This window comes from Methanopyrus sp. SNP6 (assembly GCF_002201895.1).
Taxonomy (GTDB): domain Archaea; phylum JAADCQ01; class Methanopyri; order Methanopyrales; family Methanopyraceae; genus Methanopyrus.
In genome coordinates this window covers 1,384,737-1,406,250 of the sequence record NZ_CP019436.1, presented here as the reverse complement: position 1 = coordinate 1,406,250, position 21,514 = coordinate 1,384,737, and the positions used below count along the sequence as shown (strand labels likewise).

Annotated in this window: 24 protein-coding genes; 11 read left to right on the top strand and 13 right to left on the bottom strand. The window is 61.8% G+C overall.

Annotation, left to right across the window (positions count from 1 at the left end):
• Positions 1 to 9 precede the first annotated feature (9 nt).
• A complete protein-coding gene (locus tag BW921_RS07670; protein WP_148689254.1) occupies positions 10 to 1,173 on the top strand; it encodes a Coenzyme F420 hydrogenase/dehydrogenase, beta subunit C-terminal domain in 1,164 nt (387 codons plus the stop codon).
• A 330-nt stretch (positions 1,174 to 1,503) separates the two neighbouring features.
• Here the strand turns inward: BW921_RS07670 and BW921_RS07665 are convergent, their stop codons facing one another.
• From BW921_RS07665 to BW921_RS07645, 6 genes are all read right to left on the bottom strand, one after another.
• A complete protein-coding gene (locus BW921_RS07665; protein ID WP_148689253.1) occupies positions 1,504 to 1,833 on the bottom strand; it encodes a hypothetical protein in 330 nt (109 codons plus the stop codon).
• The gene (locus tag BW921_RS07870; protein ID WP_168168864.1) at positions 1,791 to 1,946 is read right to left on the bottom strand and encodes a hypothetical protein; all 156 of its coding nucleotides are present in this window, start codon (positions 1,944 to 1,946) and stop codon (positions 1,791 to 1,793) included. The genes BW921_RS07665 and BW921_RS07870 overlap by 43 nt, the downstream gene beginning before the upstream one ends.
• Positions 1,947 to 2,543: 597 nt before the next feature.
• On the bottom strand, positions 2,544 to 3,224 hold the full coding sequence (locus tag BW921_RS07660; protein WP_148689252.1) for a hypothetical protein: 681 nt from the start codon (positions 3,222 to 3,224) through the stop codon (positions 2,544 to 2,546).
• A gap of 229 nt (positions 3,225 to 3,453) precedes the next feature.
• A complete protein-coding gene (locus BW921_RS07655; protein WP_148689251.1) occupies positions 3,454 to 4,251 on the bottom strand; it encodes a 4Fe-4S binding protein in 798 nt (265 codons plus the stop codon).
• 92 nt (positions 4,252 to 4,343) lie between these two features.
• Complete coding sequence (locus BW921_RS07650; protein ID WP_148689250.1) at positions 4,344 to 4,646, bottom strand: hypothetical protein; 303 nt, start codon at positions 4,644 to 4,646, stop codon at positions 4,344 to 4,346.
• A 45-nt stretch (positions 4,647 to 4,691) separates the two neighbouring features.
• Positions 4,692 to 5,036, bottom strand: coding sequence for a hypothetical protein (locus BW921_RS07645; RefSeq protein ID WP_148689249.1), 345 nt, complete (start codon positions 5,034 to 5,036; stop codon positions 4,692 to 4,694).
• Between the two features lie 1,390 nt (positions 5,037 to 6,426).
• Here BW921_RS07645 and BW921_RS07640 point away from each other — a divergent pair.
• On the top strand, positions 6,427 to 6,663 hold the full coding sequence (locus BW921_RS07640; RefSeq protein ID WP_148689248.1) for a hypothetical protein: 237 nt from the start codon (positions 6,427 to 6,429) through the stop codon (positions 6,661 to 6,663).
• Between the two features lie 425 nt (positions 6,664 to 7,088).
• Positions 7,089 to 8,066, top strand: coding sequence for an endo alpha-1,4 polygalactosaminidase (locus tag BW921_RS07635; protein ID WP_148689247.1), 978 nt, complete (start codon positions 7,089 to 7,091; stop codon positions 8,064 to 8,066).
• Between the two features lie 94 nt (positions 8,067 to 8,160).
• Here the strand turns inward: BW921_RS07635 and BW921_RS08005 are convergent, their stop codons facing one another.
• From BW921_RS08005 to BW921_RS07625, 3 genes are all read right to left on the bottom strand, one after another.
• On the bottom strand, positions 8,161 to 8,295 hold the full coding sequence (locus tag BW921_RS08005; protein ID WP_257789214.1) for a hypothetical protein: 135 nt from the start codon (positions 8,293 to 8,295) through the stop codon (positions 8,161 to 8,163).
• 361 nt (positions 8,296 to 8,656) lie between these two features.
• On the bottom strand, positions 8,657 to 10,363 hold the full coding sequence (locus BW921_RS07630; RefSeq protein WP_148689246.1) for an ATP-binding cassette domain-containing protein: 1,707 nt from the start codon (positions 10,361 to 10,363) through the stop codon (positions 8,657 to 8,659).
• 4 nt (positions 10,364 to 10,367) lie between these two features.
• Positions 10,368 to 10,718 (bottom strand): ribbon-helix-helix protein, CopG family, encoded by a 351-nt coding sequence (locus tag BW921_RS07625; protein ID WP_157666146.1) that lies wholly within the window; start codon positions 10,716 to 10,718, stop codon positions 10,368 to 10,370.
• Between the two features lie 90 nt (positions 10,719 to 10,808).
• Between BW921_RS07625 and BW921_RS07620 the strand changes: the two genes are divergently transcribed.
• The 5 genes from BW921_RS07620 (at position 10,809) to purE (ending at position 14,620) form a co-directional block, all read left to right on the top strand.
• On the top strand, positions 10,809 to 11,372 hold the full coding sequence (locus BW921_RS07620; protein ID WP_148689244.1) for a phosphatase PAP2 family protein: 564 nt from the start codon (positions 10,809 to 10,811) through the stop codon (positions 11,370 to 11,372).
• Positions 11,351 to 12,097: a Nif3-like dinuclear metal center hexameric protein gene (locus tag BW921_RS07615; RefSeq protein ID WP_168168863.1), complete on the top strand. Its 747-nt coding sequence runs from the start codon at positions 11,351 to 11,353 to the stop codon at positions 12,095 to 12,097. Before BW921_RS07620 ends, BW921_RS07615 begins: the two co-directional genes overlap by 22 nt.
• A 215-nt stretch (positions 12,098 to 12,312) precedes the next feature.
• Positions 12,313 to 13,581 carry a 2,3-bisphosphoglycerate-independent phosphoglycerate mutase gene (locus BW921_RS07610; RefSeq protein WP_148689242.1) on the top strand — a complete coding sequence of 423 codons (1,269 nt, stop codon included), beginning with the start codon at positions 12,313 to 12,315 and terminating at the stop codon, positions 13,579 to 13,581.
• Between the two features lie 4 nt (positions 13,582 to 13,585).
• Complete coding sequence (locus BW921_RS07605; RefSeq protein ID WP_088336272.1) at positions 13,586 to 14,128, top strand: YqaA family protein; 543 nt, start codon at positions 13,586 to 13,588, stop codon at positions 14,126 to 14,128.
• Positions 14,129 to 14,134: 6 nt separating this feature from the next.
• Complete coding sequence (purE, locus tag BW921_RS07600; protein WP_148689241.1) at positions 14,135 to 14,620, top strand: 5-(carboxyamino)imidazole ribonucleotide mutase; 486 nt, start codon at positions 14,135 to 14,137, stop codon at positions 14,618 to 14,620.
• Here purE and BW921_RS07595 read toward each other — a convergent pair.
• Both BW921_RS07595 and ilvD read right to left on the bottom strand, forming a co-directional pair.
• Positions 14,601 to 15,200, bottom strand: a complete 600-nt coding sequence (locus BW921_RS07595) for a precorrin-8X methylmutase (RefSeq protein ID WP_148689240.1) — start codon at positions 15,198 to 15,200, stop codon at positions 14,601 to 14,603. The genes purE and BW921_RS07595 overlap by 20 nt on opposite strands.
• Positions 15,197 to 16,846: a dihydroxy-acid dehydratase gene (gene ilvD, locus BW921_RS07590; RefSeq protein WP_148689239.1), complete on the bottom strand. Its 1,650-nt coding sequence runs from the start codon at positions 16,844 to 16,846 to the stop codon at positions 15,197 to 15,199. Before ilvD ends, BW921_RS07595 begins: the two co-directional genes overlap by 4 nt.
• Positions 16,847 to 16,911: 65 nt before the next feature.
• Here ilvD and BW921_RS07585 point away from each other — a divergent pair, with 65 nt between their 5' ends.
• Genes BW921_RS07585 through BW921_RS07575 form a run of 3 tightly spaced genes read left to right on the top strand, consistent with a single transcriptional unit; the run spans position 16,912 to position 19,368 of the window.
• A complete protein-coding gene (locus tag BW921_RS07585; protein ID WP_168168862.1) occupies positions 16,912 to 17,505 on the top strand; it encodes a MarC family protein in 594 nt (197 codons plus the stop codon).
• Between the two features lie 4 nt (positions 17,506 to 17,509).
• On the top strand, positions 17,510 to 18,676 hold the full coding sequence (locus BW921_RS07580) for a GTP-binding protein (RefSeq protein WP_148689237.1): 1,167 nt from the start codon (positions 17,510 to 17,512) through the stop codon (positions 18,674 to 18,676).
• Positions 18,677 to 18,681: 5 nt separating this feature from the next.
• Positions 18,682 to 19,368, top strand: coding sequence for an NTP transferase domain-containing protein (locus BW921_RS07575; protein ID WP_168168861.1), 687 nt, complete (start codon positions 18,682 to 18,684; stop codon positions 19,366 to 19,368).
• Here BW921_RS07575 and BW921_RS07980 read toward each other — a convergent pair.
• On the bottom strand, positions 19,365 to 19,892 hold the full coding sequence (locus BW921_RS07980) for a twin-arginine translocase subunit TatC (protein WP_250638224.1): 528 nt from the start codon (positions 19,890 to 19,892) through the stop codon (positions 19,365 to 19,367). The genes BW921_RS07575 and BW921_RS07980 overlap by 4 nt on opposite strands.
• A complete protein-coding gene (locus BW921_RS07565; protein WP_148689234.1) occupies positions 19,889 to 21,493 on the bottom strand; it encodes a twin-arginine translocase subunit TatC in 1,605 nt (534 codons plus the stop codon). Before BW921_RS07565 ends, BW921_RS07980 begins: the two co-directional genes overlap by 4 nt.
• Between the last annotated feature and the right edge of the window lie 21 nt (positions 21,494 to 21,514).

Genomic DNA, 21,514 nt, shown 5'->3' with positions numbered 1-21,514 from the left:
GGGTTCTCGATGCCCCGTCTCGACGTTGAAGTCGGCGGATGCTACCTCGTCAGGTCTTCGGACCCTGAGACCGTAGAGGTAGCCGCGTGTGGTGGCGCCGTCACGGAGCTCCTGAGGTACGCTCTGGAAGAAGGCTTGTCGGACGTCGCCGTCTGCGTGGAGCGCGGTGCCGACGTACTGGACGGACGGCCAGTGGTCGTGGACGATCCGTCCGAGGTCCCTTCGGGTTCGTACCACTGCGCGCCGGTCCAGTTGGCCAGGATCGTGGCGGAACTGCACCGGGAGGACCCAACGCTGCGTGTCACGGTCACCTGTAGACCTTGCGACGCCAGAGCCCTCGAGAGGCTCGCCGAGAGGGACCTCGTGGACCTGAACAGGGTGTACCGGATAGGCCTCAACTGCGGTGGAACCTTTGAACCGTGGGTCGTGCTGGAGATCTTGGAAGAGCACGGTGTCGATCCCTCGAACGTCGAACGAGAAGAGATCGTCAAGGGGCGCCTCATCCTGGAAACGGAGGACGGTACCGAGGTCTCCGTCCCGATCGACGTATTGGAGGGAAGTGGTTCCGGACGCAGGGAGAACTGCCGAAGGTGCGACGAAAACGTGCCTAAGAGCGTCGACCTGGCCTGCGGTAACTGGGGAGTCCCACAGGATCTCCGCGGCGAGTGGACTTTCGTCGAGGTTAAGACGGAAGTGGGTGCCGGGCTGTTAGCGGGGGCTCGGGAGGACGGTAGGGTGGAAATCAGGGAAGCACCGGACGAGTCGATGCGGACCAGGGAGAAGATCGACGGGATAATGCGGAAGATGGCCGAGTACTGGAGGAGCGAGACACTGGACAAAGGTTCCTTGACGGAGGCTTTGGAAGCCCTCGACCGGTGCGTCAAGTGCCGGAGCTGCCGAGAGGTGTGTCCAGTATGCTCGGCGTGCGAGGAGGGTTGTTGGGAGTTCTCGGGTCGGGGTAGAATACCTCCTAACCAGTTCTGGCACGCTCACGTGGCCCAATGCGTCGCCTTGTACTGCGTGGAGTGCGGGGCGTGCGAGACGGCATGCCCGGCCGAGATCCCGTTGACGCGGGTTTACCACACCCTACGTCGGGAGCTCCCGGACATCGTCGAGCGCATGACGGGTCGGCGGGAGAGTGACTCGGAAGATGTTCACGATTCCATGGCGTGACTACCACAACTCTCCACCGCGAAACTTGCAAGCTCAGGGTGGCCACCGCCCGGTGCGTGTTCACACCCACCACGAACCACCGAGATACGGGCCCGGCTGATTCACCCGTTTTCCTTGCAGTACTATAGGTCTTTGAGACGGCGCCAGGAAGCTTAGGCGTTACCACCCGACATTGCCGTCCTTTGACGGACGGGAACGTACGCCGGGACGTGTATCACATGTGTTTTCATGTACGTGTACGGCACGATGGGACCGATTCACTTCGAAGTGCTTGTATCACTGCAATAACTGGGAGCGAGAAACCGTGGAACCGGCAGGGGACGACCGTCATCACTCCGTCCCTGACCGGTCGGAGATCAACCGTTGGACGCAAGACCCTGGCTCCGTCTCACCGGACAACGGAGTAACCTCGGGTTTCATCCGTACGTCCCATCCCTTCCGTTTCGCGAGCTCATTGAACAGTAGTACGAACGGACATGGCGGGACCTGGCGTATAATTTCGAGTTCCTCTGGATCCGCCACGTCTCGGATCAAGCTCGAGTAGCACAGACGACAGCCCTCCACCCGAAGTTCGTCTTCCTCCAACTCCACCTCCGCAAACGGTTCCAGTAGCTCGATCAGCGCCTCCCGTGGATCGTCAGGTAGATCTTCGTGGAGCACATTATCCTTGCCATGACTCGACGAGTCGCGTTCCCACGCTCTCCGAACAGCCTAACCGTGGCCAAGGTTATCGCACACTCCATAGCCCTCACGAACTCCCATTCGACAGCCATCGAACTCCCTCCTGGGCGTCGACGGTTCGACTTTAAGCCTCTTCGGTGCACGGGGGCCCATACACCCACGAACTTTGGTCGAGTGTTCCGACCCAAGGCTTCGATCCTGCCACGACGCGGGTTCACTCCATTATCCGAGTAACCGCCTGTCACCGGACCCACGGACCAGTACTACGACCCGAAACGGGTGAGATAAGTGAAGTATCGACTATCGACACGTCCCTGGTGCGTATGTAGATTGTAGAATTGTAAACACCGCGTCGGTGACACGGGAAACCTACTGTGACTCGTGGACCCCAGTCCACTAGCGTGGAGGAAGGTCGGTTCGAGCCCGTTGAGCTACCGTCGTCTGGGAACTCGTGGAAAGGACAATAGTGTTGAAAGGTAATTGCCCGACGGCAGTTGAGGGATCGGAGGGGGAGTTTCCACGCGTATAACCTCCTAGCGCGGTCCACCCCAGACCGTGCCGCCACTCTAATTCAAGTACTGCCTGACGTAACCCATAGGAGGTGGCTATCTGACCGAGACGCCTCGGGACGATCGAGTGCAATCGAGACTGTCGTCGATGACTCACACCGAGGGCTGTGAACGACGTGATCACGGCAACATCCTTTCGGTGTCCCCCGGTTTTTCCGATCTACGCTCCTCCGTCTCGATCCCGGTACGCACGAGCTTCCGAACCAGCACGACTAGGTCGGACATCGGGTCTTCCAGTTCCTCCTTCTTCCACTCACCTATCGGGTCGTCCCGGTACCACGCTTCCCTCATGTTCGTTACGACAGCCGCCGGCTCCAAGTCCGAGTTCCGTTCGATGATCGCTCGGACGTACCGGAGCGCCCTACGCAGGTCCTCGTCCGTGATTTCGACGCCTGGGAACCCCACATTCACGACTACGGGCCTGCGATCCACGACCAGTAGATCTACACGACCTCTAACCCCAGGGATCCTCACCTGAGCGACTGCGGCTAATCCTTCCTTCCGAAACCAGTGATATACCTCGTTCACGAAGCTCCCTTCGGTGACCTCGATCTCCAGCCCGTTCAGGTTTACACGCGAAGGGTATCCCCCCGTTAGGGGTTGTGCTTTTCCGGAATCTAACAACAACCTACGGTCGTTCCACTTTAACTCCACTCGGCGTCGGATTCCTCGATCTTCAGTCGGTTTACACCGAACGTCGGGTGTGGTGAGCTCGAGCTCGGCGCTCCCCTCGCCCCATCCTACGACCTTCCCCCGTAGATCCGGACCTGGTCGTCCGACTCGGCTTCGATCCTGTCTCAAGGTGGACCCGACGGTCTCGATCGGAGGCGTGAAATCTGTCCAGAAGACTATGACCCGCTACGACGCCGCCGATCTCCTCAATTCAACCAGTGGGTCGTTACGAGTTACAAAACGATCCGGAGCGGACCTCTGTCTCGGACCCTTCCTCAGACCAGGTGAAGTTCGACCGCGACCCCCATCAGACAGAAGACGAGGTCGGAGGTGACGAGTGGGTTCCCTCGTCCTAGCGTCAGCCTTCACCGACCATCCTCAGATGGATAGGACAGTTCAGGCATCTCCCACACCTCATGCAGTCGAAATCGTTTGGGAACGCTTCGGCCGGGTCGAGGGCTTTGGGACATACCGTGCAGACCTTGCAGCCTTTGCAACCCTTTCGAACGAGTTCCGTTTTGTCCTTAAGGAGCGGATCGAGTAGACTCCAGCCGTTCGCCAGGCGCAGGAGGACACCGACCGGACAGATGTAACGGCATACGAACCGTGGAACGAACACGGACGCTCCCAGTATACCGAACGCTGCTGACATCTTGAGCGCCGAGTAAAGGCCGATCTCTTGCCGTCCCAGCAGGATGTAGGATAGGTAGTGCATCGGGCAGACCTTGTACCAGAGCTTATATGTGGCAAATGGTCCGAGCACCAGAGTGGCAACCAGGATTACGTACCTCAGGTATAGGAGCACCTCATGACCGGGCGGGCGGTGCACGATCAGGCCTAGTCTACTACCGAGACCCTCGAGCGCGTCTTGGACAAGCCCCAAGGGACAGATCCAACCGCAAATGGAGCCTCCGACGAGGATCGCCGGCACGATCCAACCCACCAGTGCGATCGCCGTTAGCTGCGTCAGGGCCACGAGCCCGGCCGCCACGACCGGCAGGATCAAGAGCACGGTGCCCGTGTCGATGATACCGGCGCAGCCCGCCGCGATTCCGGGTACCACAACCTTGAGCCCGAACGCTACACCGACGGCAGCCACACCGGCGGAGATGAGCTGGGCCGCCACTCTCAGCTTTCGGATCTCCATACCCGACATCCTCCCCTACACGTCCGGTGTTAGACGGACGTTCACGGGTCGGATAAATAGGCGGATAACGGACAATTTACGGTTCGGAAGAAGAGCGGAGCTCAGTGACACGGGTTCGGACACGCCGCGCAGTTGCCCGTGCAAACGAAACTACCGGACGAGCCGCTGCCGGCCGACCCTCCACCTGTCGAGCCGGGAGACTCTCCCTCCGGGCCCTTGCCCCCTCCCACCGATCGCTGTTCCTGTTGAATCCCTTGATCGTTCTGATCGTTCTTCTTCTCCGCCATCGCCTCTTTGGCGTCTTCGGCGGGCTTCCCGGCCCACGTCAAGTGTGAGGGAACCATCAGGATATAGGCCAGAATAACCATCATGATCGCCGCCCTGGACCCGAATGTCTTCAGCATGTCTTGAGACCCCTTGCCAAGAGATAAACTGAAAGGGCGTGTGGGCTAGAGGCGCCGCAGCAGCACCGCCGCGATTACAAGACCTGCGATCACGGCGACAAGGCCCACAGGAGCTGTTGATGAGGTCGCATTCGTGGCGGAAGATTGCTGTTCCGACGTGCTACTCGTCGAGACTTCTCCAGACTCACTCGTCTCTGCACTCGTTTCTCCGCTCAGAACCCGTAGGTTGTCGCAGTACCCATCACCGTTTTCATCCACGAAGTTGCCACAGTGCTTCCCTGGGGCTGTGGAGTCGTCGAAGTACCGACCGGTAACCGGACAATAGTACGTCGTCGCGGACGCAGCACCTAGGATCGCCAGCGCTGCGATCAGCAGGGCGATGGTACGCATGATTATCCCCCAATGTTCGTCTTTCAATCACTTCCGAACATGTGTTCCTACGCCTTAAGGTTTGTCCGAAGCCCGTGCACCGCCTAACTCGACGTACGATAGTACCATTGTACGCCGATAGAGTGCTACGATTAAACCGCACACCACCCGAAAGCGCCCGTATACCGTCGGAAGTAGAAGAACCGGACTCTTCCCACATGAACACAGGGCTTCATACCGTCCGTCGGATTCCACCACCCCAGAACGAACGGCGCGTTTCGGGTGAGATCTACGGGCTCCGATGGACTCTCAAAGTTCTCAACGCGAGCCGAGATCGACATCTCGATAGAATCCGGAAACGACGGTAGCACGACACGATACGTTACCATCGTCGCTCGAACACGAAGGCGCATCCGGGTGAGACTTTCTCCTCTAATCCCCCCTCCGATGTGGCTTTACCCATGGACCTCCGTAGGAGCCTCGAGTTGACGTGCTTCCGTTTCCCTTCCCGTCCACGTCTCCCGAAGCCTCAAGACGAGCAGCTCGAGCAACCGCGGTCCCGAGACCCACGTTCTTCACGGCTCTCCCGATCACCGCCCCGGGGTGTCCGCCCGACAACGCCCGGAGCACCTCAAGGTAGTCCTTGGGAACGATCTCCCCTTCGAGCTTCTCCTAAGCTCGCTCTAGCTCCGCACTGGACGTGGGTCGGACCGTATAGCTGGCGAGCTCGTCGAGGAGTTCAGACCAGGAACACCTCGGTCGCGTCGGCCAACTTACCTTCCCGGCAGTCCACGGTTTCCAATCGCAATTCCCCATCCTCCGCGCAGCGCACACCCTTCGGTCGACGACCCACGACCGGCTACGCTCCCGAACCCGTACTTCGGTAGCCTACCGATCTGCAACCCCAACTCTTTTAACCGCTCCCCGAGATTCAGCCTCAAGCAACACTCTTTCACGCTGCCGATCGGGGAGCTCCAGGGTCCCGTTGACACACAAGGCCGTCATCCTCCGCGCGGCCGTCCCCGACACCGTCAACCTGGAGTTAAAACCGTTCTGGAGCCCATATCCATACCCTTCACGGACCGGCAGCGTCTCCCGACGAGGTCCCGATGCTCCCGGAAAGCGCGCGACACACTCGCGAGATTAGCGGCCAGACGATGAACACACGAGATCGTTAACCACGGGACGACCCGGATACACTGGAAAAAAGAGCCGTGGAGGCGGTAGCCCGGTCCCGTTCGATCCAACCCTTTCATCGGGCTGTCGGACCGGTCGAAGCGATCCTCACATCGGAGGGGTCCGGCGGTGAACATACCCAAGGATCCCCGCGGATCATCCACCAACCGACGGCTCCTGTAGGAAACAAAACTAGAAATAGCCCCCTCTTCCGCCCTAAAGGGGCGAGGCTTCCGTGAGTGAGGCCGAACTCGTCCGGGAGTTGATCGAGGAGCTCCGGGCCCTCCGACACGAGATATACATGCTAAGGATGGAGCTCGAAAGGCTACGCGGCGAAGTCGAAAAGGTGGAACCCGAGGACGACATCTCGGACTTGCTCCAGCGGGCAGAACGAGCGGCTGAGATAGCGGTTGAAGATATCGACCTGGAGCTAGAGTCCGATGAGAGGGATAGTAGGTGGTCCCTCTTATGATCGCGTCCTGAACCACCCCGTCGACCAGAGCTAATTCGATTTCGTACTCAGTTTTTACCAAATGACACCATTACACAACCTCAGAACGATCCGGTGGGCTCGCGCCGAACGTCTAGGGACGACACCACTAACGGTCAGCTCGCGGTGAAACGCTCGCACGAAGCACGAACGGTCCTGGGCTAGGCCCTCTCACCGATGACATACTCTAGGTAGCGTAGCCTGTATGGGATAGCGCGGTAACCGCTCACGGCGTTCCCCTCGAGAAGTCGCTATAAACGGGCCGACGTGTACTGGTGGTGCGGCCAGGGCGAGTTCCGCAATCCATTCGCATCGCGGGATCCGGGATGAAGAGGTCCCGCAGAGCCGACCCAAGGATGAGGAGAGGGGCCCGACCGACCGTGGCGGTGTGATATGGGGGTTGCACCTTGAGGACGTACCTTATCTTATTGACGGTACTCCTAGCGTGGGTACCCGTCTTATCCCAGTGGATCGTGGGGGAGGTAATGGTAGAAAGCACCGGCATACCCTTCGCCACGTACTACCAGGACGTGAAGATGAACGAGGTACTGCAGAAGCGGCCGAGAGTCCTCGTCCTCGACCCGTGGTGCGGCCTTAATGGACGCCCGTGGACGAAGGAAGAGCTCCAGAAGGTCGAAAACGCAGGGGTGAAACCTATCGCTTATCTCCCAGTGTGTGTGGTCGCAGAGTACCATCCGACCATGTACCGCGAGGCCGAAAGGCGGAGTCTGCTGGGTGTCGACGATCCCGAGTGGCCAGGGGACTACGCCGTCAAGTTCTGGGAACCGGCGTGGAGGAATGTCCTCCGCTCCGAGTTGGTCAGGTTCAAGGAGTTGGGCTTCGAAGGCGTGTTCCTGGACGTCGTGGATGCACACTCACATAGCTGGTACGTGCGGTGGTACGATCGAGTCAATCCGCACGGTGATCTCAGGAAGGACGAGCTGAACGCCGTGAAATGGATCACACGAACGGCTCACGGTCTCGGTCTTCACGTTATGGTCAACGCGGGTGCGTGGGCATTCGAGGGGGATGATATGGCCAGGTTGCAGTCAGAGCTTGGGTTCGCGTTAGTCGTCGAGAGTGTGATCTCGGACGGTTCCGGGAGGCTGTACTCACGGAGCGAGCTTGAGAGCAACCTACGGGCACTGTCCCGGTTCCAAGGACCGGTATACGTGATCGAGTACGGGCTCGATCCCGACAACCCCAACGTCCGTAGGGCCGCCGAGAGACTGTTCGATGGAGCACGAGCCACGTGCGTGTACATAACTTCCGTCAAGCACGACGGCATAGGAGTCGCACTCGTCCCCTTCCGGAAGTGGCTCTGGGACGTGACGCTAGGACCGCTGCTCGGGGAATCACTCTCCTGGACCAAGAGCGGCCAGTGAGCTACCACTTCACCCGGAACGATTCATCGTCCAGAAGGCGGGGCGTCCCCGCCCCCTCCCCGACGGGGTTCCCGGCCCGGGTTTACCCCGCGGGTCACAGGGGTATGGGCTGACCCCCGTATTCCCTTCTGGCCCTCTCCAGCGCCTGGGCGGTTACTATCTTCTCGGACGGGGCGTATCCACCTCCGCCCTGGAACACGAACCTCAGGTCTGAGTGTACGTTGGACACGTCGAATTCCGCCGTCCCCGTTCACCCTCAGACCTCCTCGGTGATGACCCGCCAACGTCCTCCCTCTCGGACGTACATCCGTACCGTGGCACCCGGCAGGGCGTCGCCGGTCCTGGCGTCCACCACGGCCACGTACACGCGGTCGTTACCTGCGTACCAGGCGCGGATTCTCGTGGGGTTTCCGGCGTGGTGTCGTCACAAGCCCGAGGATAGCCAGTCCCAAGAGGCCTACCACCACAGGTGCCACCCAGCGGTTCAGGTGGTTCACCCCCATCACAGCATTACCAGATTCGTCTCAGGGATCACGACGTCGTCTGTCGTCTAAGAGGATAGTTCATCAGTCGTTGAGGATGGAGATGGATCATCCCTTCAGGAACCGGGCCTCACTGAGCTCAATGAACTCTCGGCAGACCTCCTTCGGGTCGCCCTCCATGACGATCTCACCATCGTCGACGAGGACGACGCGATTGGCCGTCTCCTCGACGAACCTGACGTCGTGGCTGACGAGGATCGTAGCGATCTTCTCGCGGTCGACGATACGCTTGATGGAGTTAGCGACGCTGCGGAGCGTGACGGGATCTAGATCTCCGAAGGGCTCGTCGAGGAGGAGCACCTCTGGTTCGGTGGCGAGCTCGAGGGCGATGGCGACACGTACTTGCTGTCCACCTGATAGCTCGCCGAACTTCATGTCTAAGACCTCCATGGGGAGGTCGAATTCCTCGAACACCGGACGGGCGAACCTCTCGACCTCGTCGGAAGGGAACTTGGGGAAAAGCTCGTCGAGGATGTCGGGATTGAGGTCGAGCTCCTTGAGCTTCGCCTCGGCCTCCTTTCGGGGTAGGTCGGTCAGCGCGTAGAGCACGTCGAGAGCCTCCTCTCCGAGCCCGAGCTCCTCCGCGCGGCGCCTGGCTTGCTCGAGGACGGTGGAACTCTTAACTCCCAAGCGACCGGCGAACAGGTCCCGGACGGTGGCGTGGTGGACGTAACCGAACTCCTGATGGACGATTCCGACGCGGCGGCGGACCTCCATCCTGCCGTAGCCGAGGTCGGTCATGCTGACCCAGTCGCCGTTGACGCGGACCTCAATGTCGCCCGAGTCGGGAAACTCGAGCCCGGCTATCATGCGGAGGAGCACCGTCTTACCCGCACCGCTCGGTCCGACGACCGCGAGGATCTCGCCACGTCTCACCTCGAGCTCGATCCCGCGCATGTGGAAGGTCTCACCGCAGCGGACTAGAGCGTACCGCTTCTCGAGGTCCCGCACGCGGACGACGACCTCATCCCGTGGCTCCGGCGCCCGCTCAGGCTCGGGCATACCTCGGGTGAGCCTGTCGACGGCCTCACGCGGACTCCCGTGTAGGACGTCTCGCCCGTCCTCGAGGAGAGTCGCGGAGTCGCACAAGTACTCGATGATCTCGGTCAAGTGGGATACAACTATCACGGTGATCCCCTTCTCCTCGTTCGCGTTCCTCACCGCGTCGAGCAGCTGCTGCTTAGTGCCGGGACACGCCATGGCCGCAGGCTCGTCGAGGAGAAGCACCTCGGGGTCCTTCGCGAGCTGACGCGCGAGGAGCAGGCGCTGCTTCTCACCTCCGGACAACACGGGCGCGTAATGGTCGGCCTTGTGCTCAAGCCCGACGATCCTCAGGTACTCGAGGGCCTCCTCGTAGAGCTCCTCGTACTCGGAGGAGTCCTTCGGGGGGAGTTCTTCGGCACCGCGGCGCTTCCAGTAGAGCTTACGCATCACGTTCTCGGCAGCGGTCTCGGGCCACAGGCCGAATTCGCGCTGCGGGTGGATCGCCGTAATCCGCTTCACCTCGGTGAACCGCGACTTGGGGGAGTCGTGAGTGAGCTCGATCCCGCACACCTCGACTCGACCCTCGTCGAACCGCTCGACCCCGCGTAGTATCCTGATAAGCGTGCTCTTACCGGCCCCGCTCCGACCCAGGATGCCGTGAATCTCGCCCTCCTCCACCTCCATATCGAAGCCGTCGAGCGCAACGATCTCACCGCGTGTCTCGGTCTCGTAAATCTTCGTCAACCCCTCCACGACGACCGACGAGGTCAAGTTCCTACCCCTCCTTCAGCGCGTCGAGGAGCTCGCGCAGGGCGCCTACCACGTCCGATCGTACGATCCTACGTGCGGTCATCTCGTTCAAGAACTCCCGCAACACGAGGCACATCACGAGCTCGTTCCTGGAGATCCCGAGCCGGTCCGCGACTTCATCCAGCTCCCTCACGAGGTCTTCGGGAAGCTCCAACGATGTCGATAGGCGACGACCGTTACCCATATCGGCCAGCTCCCGTAGCGTTACCCGCGTAAGCTCGTCTTCCAAACACTTACGGACGTAACCGGCCACGCTCCCGTGTTCCCTCCGGATCCGCCGGTGTACGGGACCCGGCAGCCGGACCGTGACTCGCAAAACGCCCTGCATCATATGTGATGCTTAACTATTAAAGTACTGCGGCAAAACTTATGCATACGACCCCCGGTCGTGCGCCGAGGGATCGGGTTGGTACCGGACCTTCTCGGGATCGAGGCCGGAATCCTGAGGGAAAGCCACGGGCTGCTCTACCCTTGGATGCGTTTCCTCTCCGAGACCTCGTTCATGGTCACCCTCATCATCCTCGGCTGGACGTACCTTCGGGACCGCCGTACCTCTTACGTGCTGGCCACAGCCGTCGTCGGTACGATCCTGATCACGGTCGTTCTTAAAGGGCTGATCGGTGAGCCGAGACCCTTCGTCCTTCACGTGGTCTCACCACTCACGAACCCTGACGAGCCCTACGGGAGTTTCCCCAGCGGGCATACCTCCCGTTCCTTCGCCCTCGCGGCCGCTTACCACCTGGAGCGTCGGGACGCGCTCACCGCGATCCTCTGGACCTGGGCAGCACTCGTGGGATGCTCTCGGGTGGTCCTCGGCGTGCACTGGCCGCACGATGTGATCGGAGGGGCCCTAATCGGTATCATGATCGCTGTCGCCACGCACAGGACCGCCTGGTTATGGGTTAGGTTTCTATCGACCATCGACCCGCTCGCCCGGGGCGTTCGGTCTTGGCGACGGTCCAGGAGGTGATCGATTTCGTGGAGGAGCTGGCCCCGCCGGACCTGGCCGAGGATTGGGATAATCCCGGGATTCAGGTCTGTCCTCCCGGCGGTCTGGACAGTGAGGCGGAGCGAGTCATGGTCGCCCTGGACGCCACCCACGCGCTCGAGCGAGCCGGAGACGCGGACCTGGTGCTAACCCACCACCCGCTCCTGTTCCGACTCCCTAGGAGGATCAGCGGTCGCTGGTACCGGGTGCTCCGGGCGGTCCTGGAGACTGACGCCGTGTTCTACGCGGCCCACACCAATCTGGACCGGGCCGAAGGCGGCGTGGCCGACACGCTCGCCCGTCGTCTGAACCTGCGCGTCGAATGCGAGGCGTGCGACGGGTTCGGGCGTCTGTGCAGGGTGCCCGGATCGGAGGAGGAATTGCTCAACGCGCTCCGGAACCTCTCACCGTTGACCACGGTCCACGGGGAATGGGAGGGTGTTGGTCGGGTGCTCGTGGTGCCAGGGGCCGCGCCGGACGGACTCGTGACGGAGTGCCTGCGGTGCGGGGTCGACGCGGTGATCACGGGTGAGATCAAGTACCACGCGCGGGCCGAGCTCCTCAAGGAGGGGATCACCGTGGTCGAGCTGGGCCACGAGTACAGCGAATTGCCCGGTGTCCAGGAGCTGGCGCGCCGCGTGCGGGAGGAGTTCCGTGGTCTGAACGTGGAGGTGGCGCCGCCACCCGATCTCACGATCATCCGGTGACCGTGTCGCCACGGTTGAACTGCGTGCGTTCCCCGTCGACGCCGTCGTCGGTGTTCGAGGGTAGTGATCCGAGGCTCCGGCCCCGCACCTGGATCCAACCGCGTAAAAGGTAAGTCCGAGAGTCGGCGGTCGGAAGTCCACACTCCTCGAACTTCACGATGATCCGATGATGTACCTACAGCACGCCGAGCGTTCCGTGACGACCACGGGAGCGGCTGAGGGTGACCGGATTGGAGAGGAAGATCCTGGTGATCGTAGGAGACGGAATGGCGGATCGAGCTGTATCTGAGCTCGACGGAAAGACCACGCTTCAGGCCGCCGACACTCCGAACATGGACCGGCTCGCGAGGGAGGGGTCAGTGGGTCTGCTCGACCCGATCCGGCCCGGAGTACGTCCGGGTAGCGACACCGCGCACCTCGCCCTACTCGGTTACGACCCGTTCGAGGTCTACCCAGGACGCGGCCCACTGGAAGCCCTGGGTGCCGGTGTCGAGGTGAGACCGAAAGACGTGGCCTTCCGCTGCAACTTCGCGACGGCCGAGGAACGGGACGACGAGCTGGTCGTCGTGGACCGCAGAGCCGGCAGGATAAACGAGGACGAGGGCACGCGGGAGCTGGCCGAGACGATCAATGAAGAGGTCGACCTGCCGGTAGAGTTCGAGTTCAAGGAGGCTGTCGGTCATAGGGCCGTCCTGGTGCTGCGAGGCGACGATCTCTCCGCCGAGATCACGGACGCGGACCCTAAGCGCGCCGGCGAGCCCGTGAAGGACGTGAAGCCGACCTCGGACGATCCAGCGGCGGCTCGGACGGCGGATATAGTCAACGAGTTCGTCCGCAAGGCGTACGAGGTGCTGAAGGACCACCCGATCAACCGAAAGAGGGAGCGACGCGGTAAGCCGCCGGCGAACGTGATCCTCCCTCGCGGAGCCGGTCAACTCGAGGAAGTCAAGCCGTTCTCGGACCGCTACAATATGAGCGGGGCCGTGGTCGCGGGTGCGTCCCTGATCAAGGGGATCGGCCGGATGCTGGGGATGGACGTGCCCGAGGACGACGCGATCACGGGTCGTAAGGACACCGACCTGAAGAGGAAGGCCGAGCTAGCATTGGAGGCCCTGGACGACCACGACTTCGTGCTCGTCAACTTCAACGCTGTGGACGAGGCCGGGCACGACGGTGACGCCCGCGGCAAGGTCGAGATGATCGAACGGATGGACCGGGAGCTGGTAGGAACGCTCCTGGAGGGGGTAGACCCGGAGGAGACTGTGGTGTGCCTGACCGCCGACCACTCGACGCCGGTGGTCGTCGGTGATCACACGGCGGATCCCGTGCCAGTGGTTATCTGGACCGCGGACACGCGACGCGACCCCGTGGAAAGGTACGACGAGATCTCGGCGGCACGAGGGTGCCTCGGGCGCTTCTCGGGGCCCCACCTGCTGAACGTGCTCCGTGACCTGGCCGACCGCATCGAGAAGTTCGGGGCGTAGTCGGATGTCGATCACGGAGACGCTCGTGGCTTACTTCATGGACTTCGAGCGGGCCATGGGCCTACCAGGGATGCTCGTGATTACCGCCCTGGAGTGCAGCGTGCTCCCTGTCCCGCCAGAACCGTTCGTCTTCCCGTTCGCGATGCGGATGAACCCGTGGGTTCTGGCGACTCTCGTGACTCTCTCCTCGATCGCAGGTAGCCTGCTCGGGTACGCGATCGGTTACTTCGGAGGACGACCGATCGCCGTCAGGATGGTGGGCGAGGCCAACCTGACGAGGGCCGAGTCCAAACTGACCGAGCACAGGTTCTCCGCCTGGGCCGCCGTCTTCCTGGCCGGTCTCCTGCAGTTCGTCCCGTTCAAGCCGTTCACGATCGGCGCCGGCCTGGTGGAGATGGACCTGCGACTGTTTATAACCGCAGTCGTGATGGGTCGTTTCCTACGGTTCTTATTCCTGGGATACGTAGCCCAGTCCGAGACAGTCCGCAACTGGATTTCCTACTATCTGGGGCCAAAGGTCCTGAAGATGCTCATGAGTACGGGGTGACCGGGAATGGTCGACGTTCTGATCGTTCTGGGAAGTAGGAGCGATCGGGACGTTGCCGAGAAGGCCGCTAAGGTTCTCGACCGAGCCGGCGTCGATTACGACGTGCGGGTGACCTCCGCTCACCGGACTCCGGAGCGTATCGACGATCTGATCGAGGAGTACGAGCCCGACGTGAAGGTGTACATTGCGATCGCGGGTCTGGCAGCTCATCTACCTGGTGTGATCGCCGCCAAGACCCTGAAGCCCGTGATCGCTGTGCCGGTGGAGGCGAAACTGGGTGGCCTGGACGCGCTCCTCTCGACCGTGCAGATGCCTCCGGGCGTACCGGTGGCGGTCGTCGGCGTGGATCGTGGGGAGAACGCGGCTCTATTAGCCTTGCAGATCCTGGCGCTGGAGAACGAGGACACCAGGTCCTTCTTGGAGGAATACAGGGAAGAGATGAAGAAGCAAGTGGCCAGGGACGACGACACGATCAAAGAGCGTTTCCGGTGACGTAGTCCACCAGGGCGTTGAACGCCGCTACCGCGAGCGGTGTTCCACCGCGGACTGAGACGTTCGTTACTACCGGAACCCCGGCGTCCACCGCGGCTCGCTTCGTCTCTATCGCACCGATCCCCACCGGGAACAGGACCGATACAGCGATCGACTCCGGGTACTCGGCGACCTTTTCCGCGGCCGTCGGGGCGTTCCCGACGACGACCGCCACGTTCCGGTGGTCCTCCAGGATCCGACGCATGCCATCCCCGGTTACAGTGTCCTCGTGGACCCGCTCGCCGACCTCCGAGGCGATGACGGTTTCCAACCCGATGCGATCTACCGATCGACGGATTCCGGCCGCCACCATACCCACGTCCACCGCCACTACTTCAGCGGACTCCAAACCCTCCACGACGGCTTCTTCCGAGGGCTCGATCCTCAGGGTCTCCGACACGAACGGATCCCACGTGGCATGAGATATGCGGAGGGAGAGAAGGTCCTCCAAGTTCTCGGGCTCACCGAGCTTCTCGATCCACCGCTCGAGGCTGCGCTCGGCGATCGAACGGCCCCGACCTGTCCGCTCTCCGAGAGTCACCGCAGTACGGCCCCTTCATCGGCTCCGCGGACGAGCTCCCTGTACCTCCTCAAGTACCCCGTGACTTCGTCCTCCGGGGGCTCCCACTCCTCCAACCTGGCCTCCAGTTCCTCGTCCTCGACGTCCACCTCGAGCCGTCGCTCCCGCACGTCGAGTCGGACTGTATCTCCATCCTCCACGACCGCGATCGGTCCGCCCCGGTACGCCTCCGGTGACACGTGCCCCACGCACGGACCTCGCGTACCGCCGGAGAACCTCCCATCCGTCACGAGCGCCACGGAGTCGTCCAGTCCCATCCCGCACAGTGCCGCCGTAGGTGTGAGCATCTCACGCATTCCGGGACCGCCGGCGGGACCTTCGTACCTGATCACGACCACGTCACCCGAGTCGATATCGCCGTTCAATATAGCCTCCGTCGCTTCCTCCTCCGAGTCGAACACCACCGCCGGACCCTCGTGCTCGTACATTTCCTCCGAGAGCGCCGCCGTCTTGATAACCGCTCCCTTCGGGGCGAGGTTCCCGTACAGGACGACGATACCACCTTCCTCACGCACGGGATCCTCCTTCGGCCTGATCACCTCGCGATCCTTCACCTCGGCCAGTTCGACCCGTTCTCGCATCGATCGACCTGCGAAGTCGATCCTGTCCAGGTGCAGGTCGTCCGCCAGTTCCTTCATGACCGCGGGGACGCCACCCGCTTCGTACAAATCCCGCATCGTGTAGGGGCCACCCGGACGCATTGCGCATAGATGCGGCGTCTCCCTACTCAGCTCGTCGAAGTCGTCGAGTGAGAGCTCGACGTCGGCCTCACGCGCGATCGCGAGCAGATGCAGCACGGTGTTAGTGCTCCCACCCAGCGCCATATCGACACGGATCGCGTCCAGGAAGGCCTCCCGCGTGAGCACGTCCCGTGCTGTGATCCCCTCCCTGATCGCCTCCACGATCCGCATGCCCGTAAGCTTCGCGACCCGCAGCTTCTCCGCCTCCGTCGCCGGGGTCGCAGCGCAGTTGAACTCAGACATTCCCAGCACCTCGGTCATGCACGCCATCGTGTTCGCCGTGAACATCCCAGCACAGGATCCGGGTCCAGGACACGCGCGCCGCTCCAGCTCCTCGAGTTCTTCCTCCGAGATCTTCCCCTTCTCGTACGCTCCCACCGCCTCGAACGCATCGATCAGGTCGACCCGCTCGCCGTCCACGCGCCCGGGTTCCATCGGGCCCCCGGTCACGACCGCCGCGGGTAGGTCCAGCCGCGCCGCCACCATCAACGCTCCAGGCACCATCTTATCGCACGAGACGATCGCCACGAACCCGTCGAACCGGTGCGCCTCGATCACGGTCTCGATAGTATCGGCCACGAGCTCACGGCTCGGGAGGGAATATTTCATACCGGGAGTGTTCATCGCGATACCGTCGCACAGGGCGATCGTCTCGACCTCGAACGGTACCCCGCCGGCCATGCGGATCCCGGCTTTGACGGCCTCCGCCACCTTGTCCAAGTGCATGTGTCCCGGGACGACCTCCGAGTACGTGTTCACTACTGCGACGAACGGTCGGTCAATCTCCTCGTCAGTGAGTCCGCACGCACGAAGCAGCGCCCGGTGCGGCGTCCGTTCTACGCCCTCCTTGATATCACCACTGCGCAACCGGAGACCCCCCCGGCCAACCCAGAGGCGCGTAAGTTAAACGCTTATGGCTGGGGTTGAAGGTCTTGGACCCGTACAGCGTGCTCAAGGGTGTAATCGAGCTCTTCGTGGTCGTCGACCCCATCGGGAACGTGCCGGCGCTCCTCGCGGTCACTTCGGAACTCCGACCACGGGATCGCGTACGCGTCGTCCATAGAGCCGTCGCATTCGCCGCCGTGCTCATCCTCGGCTTCGCGGTCGCCGGTAAAGCAACGCTCGATTACCTCGGGATCTCCGTCGAGGCACTCATGATAGCCGGCGGTGTCCTCTTACTCCGCGCATCCTTCGGTATGGTCGAGGGAGATCCCACGGGCTTCCGCATAGAACCGGAGTCACGCATCGACGTGGCTTACGTCCCCCTTGGAACGCCCCTCCTCGCGGGTCCCGGCGCAATCGTCACTGTGATCATCATGCTCCACCGTCATGGTCGCCTCGAGACGATGCTGGCCTGCCTCATCGTCATGCTCCTCACCTTGGTGATCTTCCGAGCCGCGGAGCGTCTCGCCCGGTTCCTCGGTCGCTCCGGCATCCGAGTCCTTACGCGCGTCATGGGGGTCCTGCTCGCGGCGATCGGCGTTCAGATGGTCCTCGACGGTGTCAGCGCCTTCGTGCGGGGGTGACTGTGTGCCCGCCAACCTACCCCTCGAGTACCACGAGCTCGAGGAGAAGTACCGGAAGGCCAGCTCCCCTGAGGAGAAGCTTAGGATCACCGAGGAAATGCTCGCCGTCGTCCCCAAGCACAAGGGAACCGAGAACCTTCGTGCCCTACTCAAGCGTAGACTAGCCAAGCTCCGCGAGGAGGTCGAGAAGCGCCGTCAGCAGAAGTCGGGTGGTGGGCCCGATTACAACGTGAAGAAGGAGGGTGCGGCCCAAGTCGCCCTCGTCGGACCCCCCAACGCCGGTAAGTCCACACTCCTCCGCGAGCTCACCAACGCCGACCCCGACACCGCCCCCTATCCTTACACGACCAAGGAGCCCGTGCCCGGTATGATGGAATACAAGGACGTTCAGATACAACTGGTTGAGATCCCGCCGATCTACGAGGGGTTCACCCGCGGTGACGGCTCCAAGTTCGTCGGTGTCATCCGCAACGCCGACGCGCTCTGTCTGATTATAGACCTCACCGAAGACCCCGTCGAACAACTCGAGACGGTACTCCGCGAGCTCGAGTCGGCGGCCATCAAGCTCAACCAGGACCCGCCCGCCGTCACCATCGAGGAACGCGTCACCGGCGGTATCGAGATACGCGGCGAGGATCGCCTCGACTGCGACCCGAACGACGTCAAGGAGCTCCTCCACGATGCCGGGATCCACAGCGCCGTCGTCATCATCGAGGAGGACGGTATCACCCTCGAAGATGTTGCGGACGCCCTCGACAAGCGCATCGAATACAAGCCGGCCCTCCTGGTCGCCAATAAGGGCGACGCGCCGGGTTCAAAGGAATCGTACGAGCGGCTCGTGGAACGCGTCGATGACCTGGAGTTCGACCTCCCCGTCGTCCCCGTCTCCGCCGAGAAGGGCATCAACCTGGACGAGTTCAAGCGTCGCCTCTACGATACGCTCGGCATCATTCGGGTCTACACGAAGAAACCCGGTGGGAAACCGCAGAAGCCGCCAATAGTCCTAACTAAAGGCGCTACGGTCGAGGACGTCGCCCGAGAGATACACTCCGACCTAGCTAAGAACCTCAAGTACGCCCGCGTCTGGGGTAAGTCCGTCAAAAAAGACGGTATGATGGTCGGGCGTGATCACGTCCTGGAGGACGGTGACGTCGTCGAACTCCACGGGTGAGGACCTTGAGGGTCGCCGCGTGTGTGCTCGCGGCCGGACGTTCCACCCGCTTCCGCGAGGCCCTCGAGGAGCGCGGTGAGGAGCCCGTGAGTAAGCTCGTGTACCCAGTCGCCGGTAAGCCCATGGTCGCCTGGGTCGTCGAGCGGGCCTCCAGCGTCGTCGACGAGCTCCTCGTCGGTCTCGGTTACGACGCAGGACTCGTCTGGGACGTCGTCCGGCGGCACGCGACCGTACCCGCACGCCCCGTCCTCAACGACCCCGTCGACGTCCCCATGGCCTGTACTACAGCCAACCTCCTCCGACGCTCCGACGCCGACGTAAGTCTTATCCTCGCCGGCGATCAGCCCACCGTCACGGCCGAGACCATGCGTCGTCTCGCCGAGACCGCCGCCGAACACGGGGCCTCTGTACTCGATCGTGGCGCCCCGGACGAGGAGATCTCCGGCGACGATCTCCTAGGTCACGGGCCGCCGCTCGCCCTCCGGAAGGACGCCGTCCTCGAGTTCCTAGAAACGATTGAAGAACTCGCCGCCGACGTCCGCGGTCCCAACGCTCTCAACCTGAACCCGGTTCTCCGGGAGTGCGGTCTGACCTTCCGGGTCGTACCACCCCGGGACGACGCCGAACTCCTGAACGTCAACACCCCGGACGAGCTCCCCGAGGTGGAACGCGTACTTCTTAGGTCCGATTAGTCATCCCGCTTCTCCTTTCGACGCTCCTCAGCCTCCAACTCCCACTCGACGCGCCGCTGCGCTCGCCTGTACTCCCCTACCGCCTCCCCTATCGCACGTGCCAGTTCTGGAAGCTTCTTCGGGCCGAACAGGAGCAATATCACCGCCAGGATCAACAGCAGTTCCGAGGTACCCAACCCTCCTATCATCCTCTTTTCACCTCCTTTTTCGCGGTTAGCACCCCTACCTCGTAGAGGAGCAGTACGGGGACCGATACCAGCACTTGCGTACACGGGGTAGGGTCTGGGGTGACTACGCCTGCTATCGTCAGTACCGCCACACACCTCTTTCCTGCGCCTCTTGAGCGTCTCGGGATCTATCAGCCCTGAGCGTGCGGCTAAGTAAGTTATCAAGGGAAGCTGAAACACGATTCCCATGATGAAGATCACGGTTACCACGAAGGATACGAACTCTTCAAGCGACATGAAGGGTTCGGCACCTACTCCGGGGGCAAACGAGTACAACACCCTTATAGAGACCTTCAAAACACTATGTATGAAAAAGCTGCCCCGATGAGGAAGAGTAGGTACGAACAGGGCAACATATACCGTACCACACAGGCTTCTTCTTTGTAGAGTGCCGGCCTGATGTACCGGTATCCGGGAGTTCGTCCACCCCTCTTCTTCACCACCTTCACGATTGTGTGGGACGCACAGGAGTTGCACGGGTTGAAGCTCCGAGCCGCCCTACACGCATCCCCGAGCAGCAGGCGCTCGGATTCGGACACCTGACGCTTCACGGCCGCCAGTTTCTCGTCGATGTACACTCTTTCCCCGACCATGGACTCCTCGATCGGCGCGTGGTTGAGGTTTGTCGGCGTGATTATCTCGTAACCTACCACCTTGCCGTCCGACCCGATGGACACCTTGTGGATCAGGGTTCCCCTCGGAGCCTCGATGACACCGGTGCCAAAGCACCCGGAGCGGCGCGAGGGATCCTTGTACGTGGAGCCCGTGGTTGGGAGGTCGTCTATCCAGTGCAAGGCCAGACGCGTCAGGAGCAACGCCTCCAGTATTCTCGCCATGTTCCTGTTACGGGCACACGGTTTCAAGAGTCCCCACACTTCCACGTCAAGCTTCTCACTCCAAGAGTCCAGGAACCACCTGACGTTTTCATCCCCAGCTTTGTAAGCTACCGCTAACCTGGCTAACGGTCCCGCCTCGCACGCGTACTTGGTACCGTTCCACTCGTAATATCCGACTTCGGAGTAGGAGTAGCATCGCTCGTTCAGGTTCGACCCCCGAGCCAGCTTTATTTTACCCACCCTATCGTGGTAGAACGGCACCAGTCGGGCACGCTCCACGCTCCCCTGGTCCTTGGTGTCGGCTATCAGTACACCTCCGGACGTCGCAAGGTACGGGTGGACGTATCCTGAGGTTAGACCGGAATAGAACGGAGTACCCGAGCTGATCATGTGAGCGGGACGATCGCCGACGTCGTCCGGCAGATACGCGCTCAGGTACTTCCAGAAGGTCGGTATTACCGACTCGAGGAAGGACTGCATCGACTCCAACCTGCTCCTCACGGTCGAGTAGAGGCTCGACAGCTTCTCTACGTCTCCCGTGTAGCCACCCACGCACACGGAGGCGGGATGCACCGGCTTACCCGTAAAGACCGCCACCAACGCCTGCGCGTCGCCGTGATACTTCACGAATTGGTCGTAGAGGTCGTCGACCACGGTGTCGGGTAGGAAGTCCCTCGAGATCAGTAGCGACCACAGTAGATGGTCTTGAATTGTGTGAATTGCACATAGGAACCGCCTAACCTTCCAGGCGGTGGTAGGGAGGACTGTGTCGTATGCGTCCTCGACAGCCTGAACGGAGGCTAAACAATGGGCTAAGGAACATGGACCACAGACGCGGGAGACGAGCTTCGGAACGTCCTCCGGCTCCTTCCCTTTCGCGATTTCCTGGATCCCACGGAGGTCGGTGACCACATACTTCGGGTACCTGCCTTCAGGGTCGAAGTGATTCAGCTTCCCGTCCCGCTCGATGTTCCTCCCGACTACCACACCGTTCTCCTCCAGCAGTAGGAGTTCACAGTGATGCTCGACCCGTGTCAGTGGGCGCACTTCCACTTTACCCACCCGTCATTCCCCCAATCATTG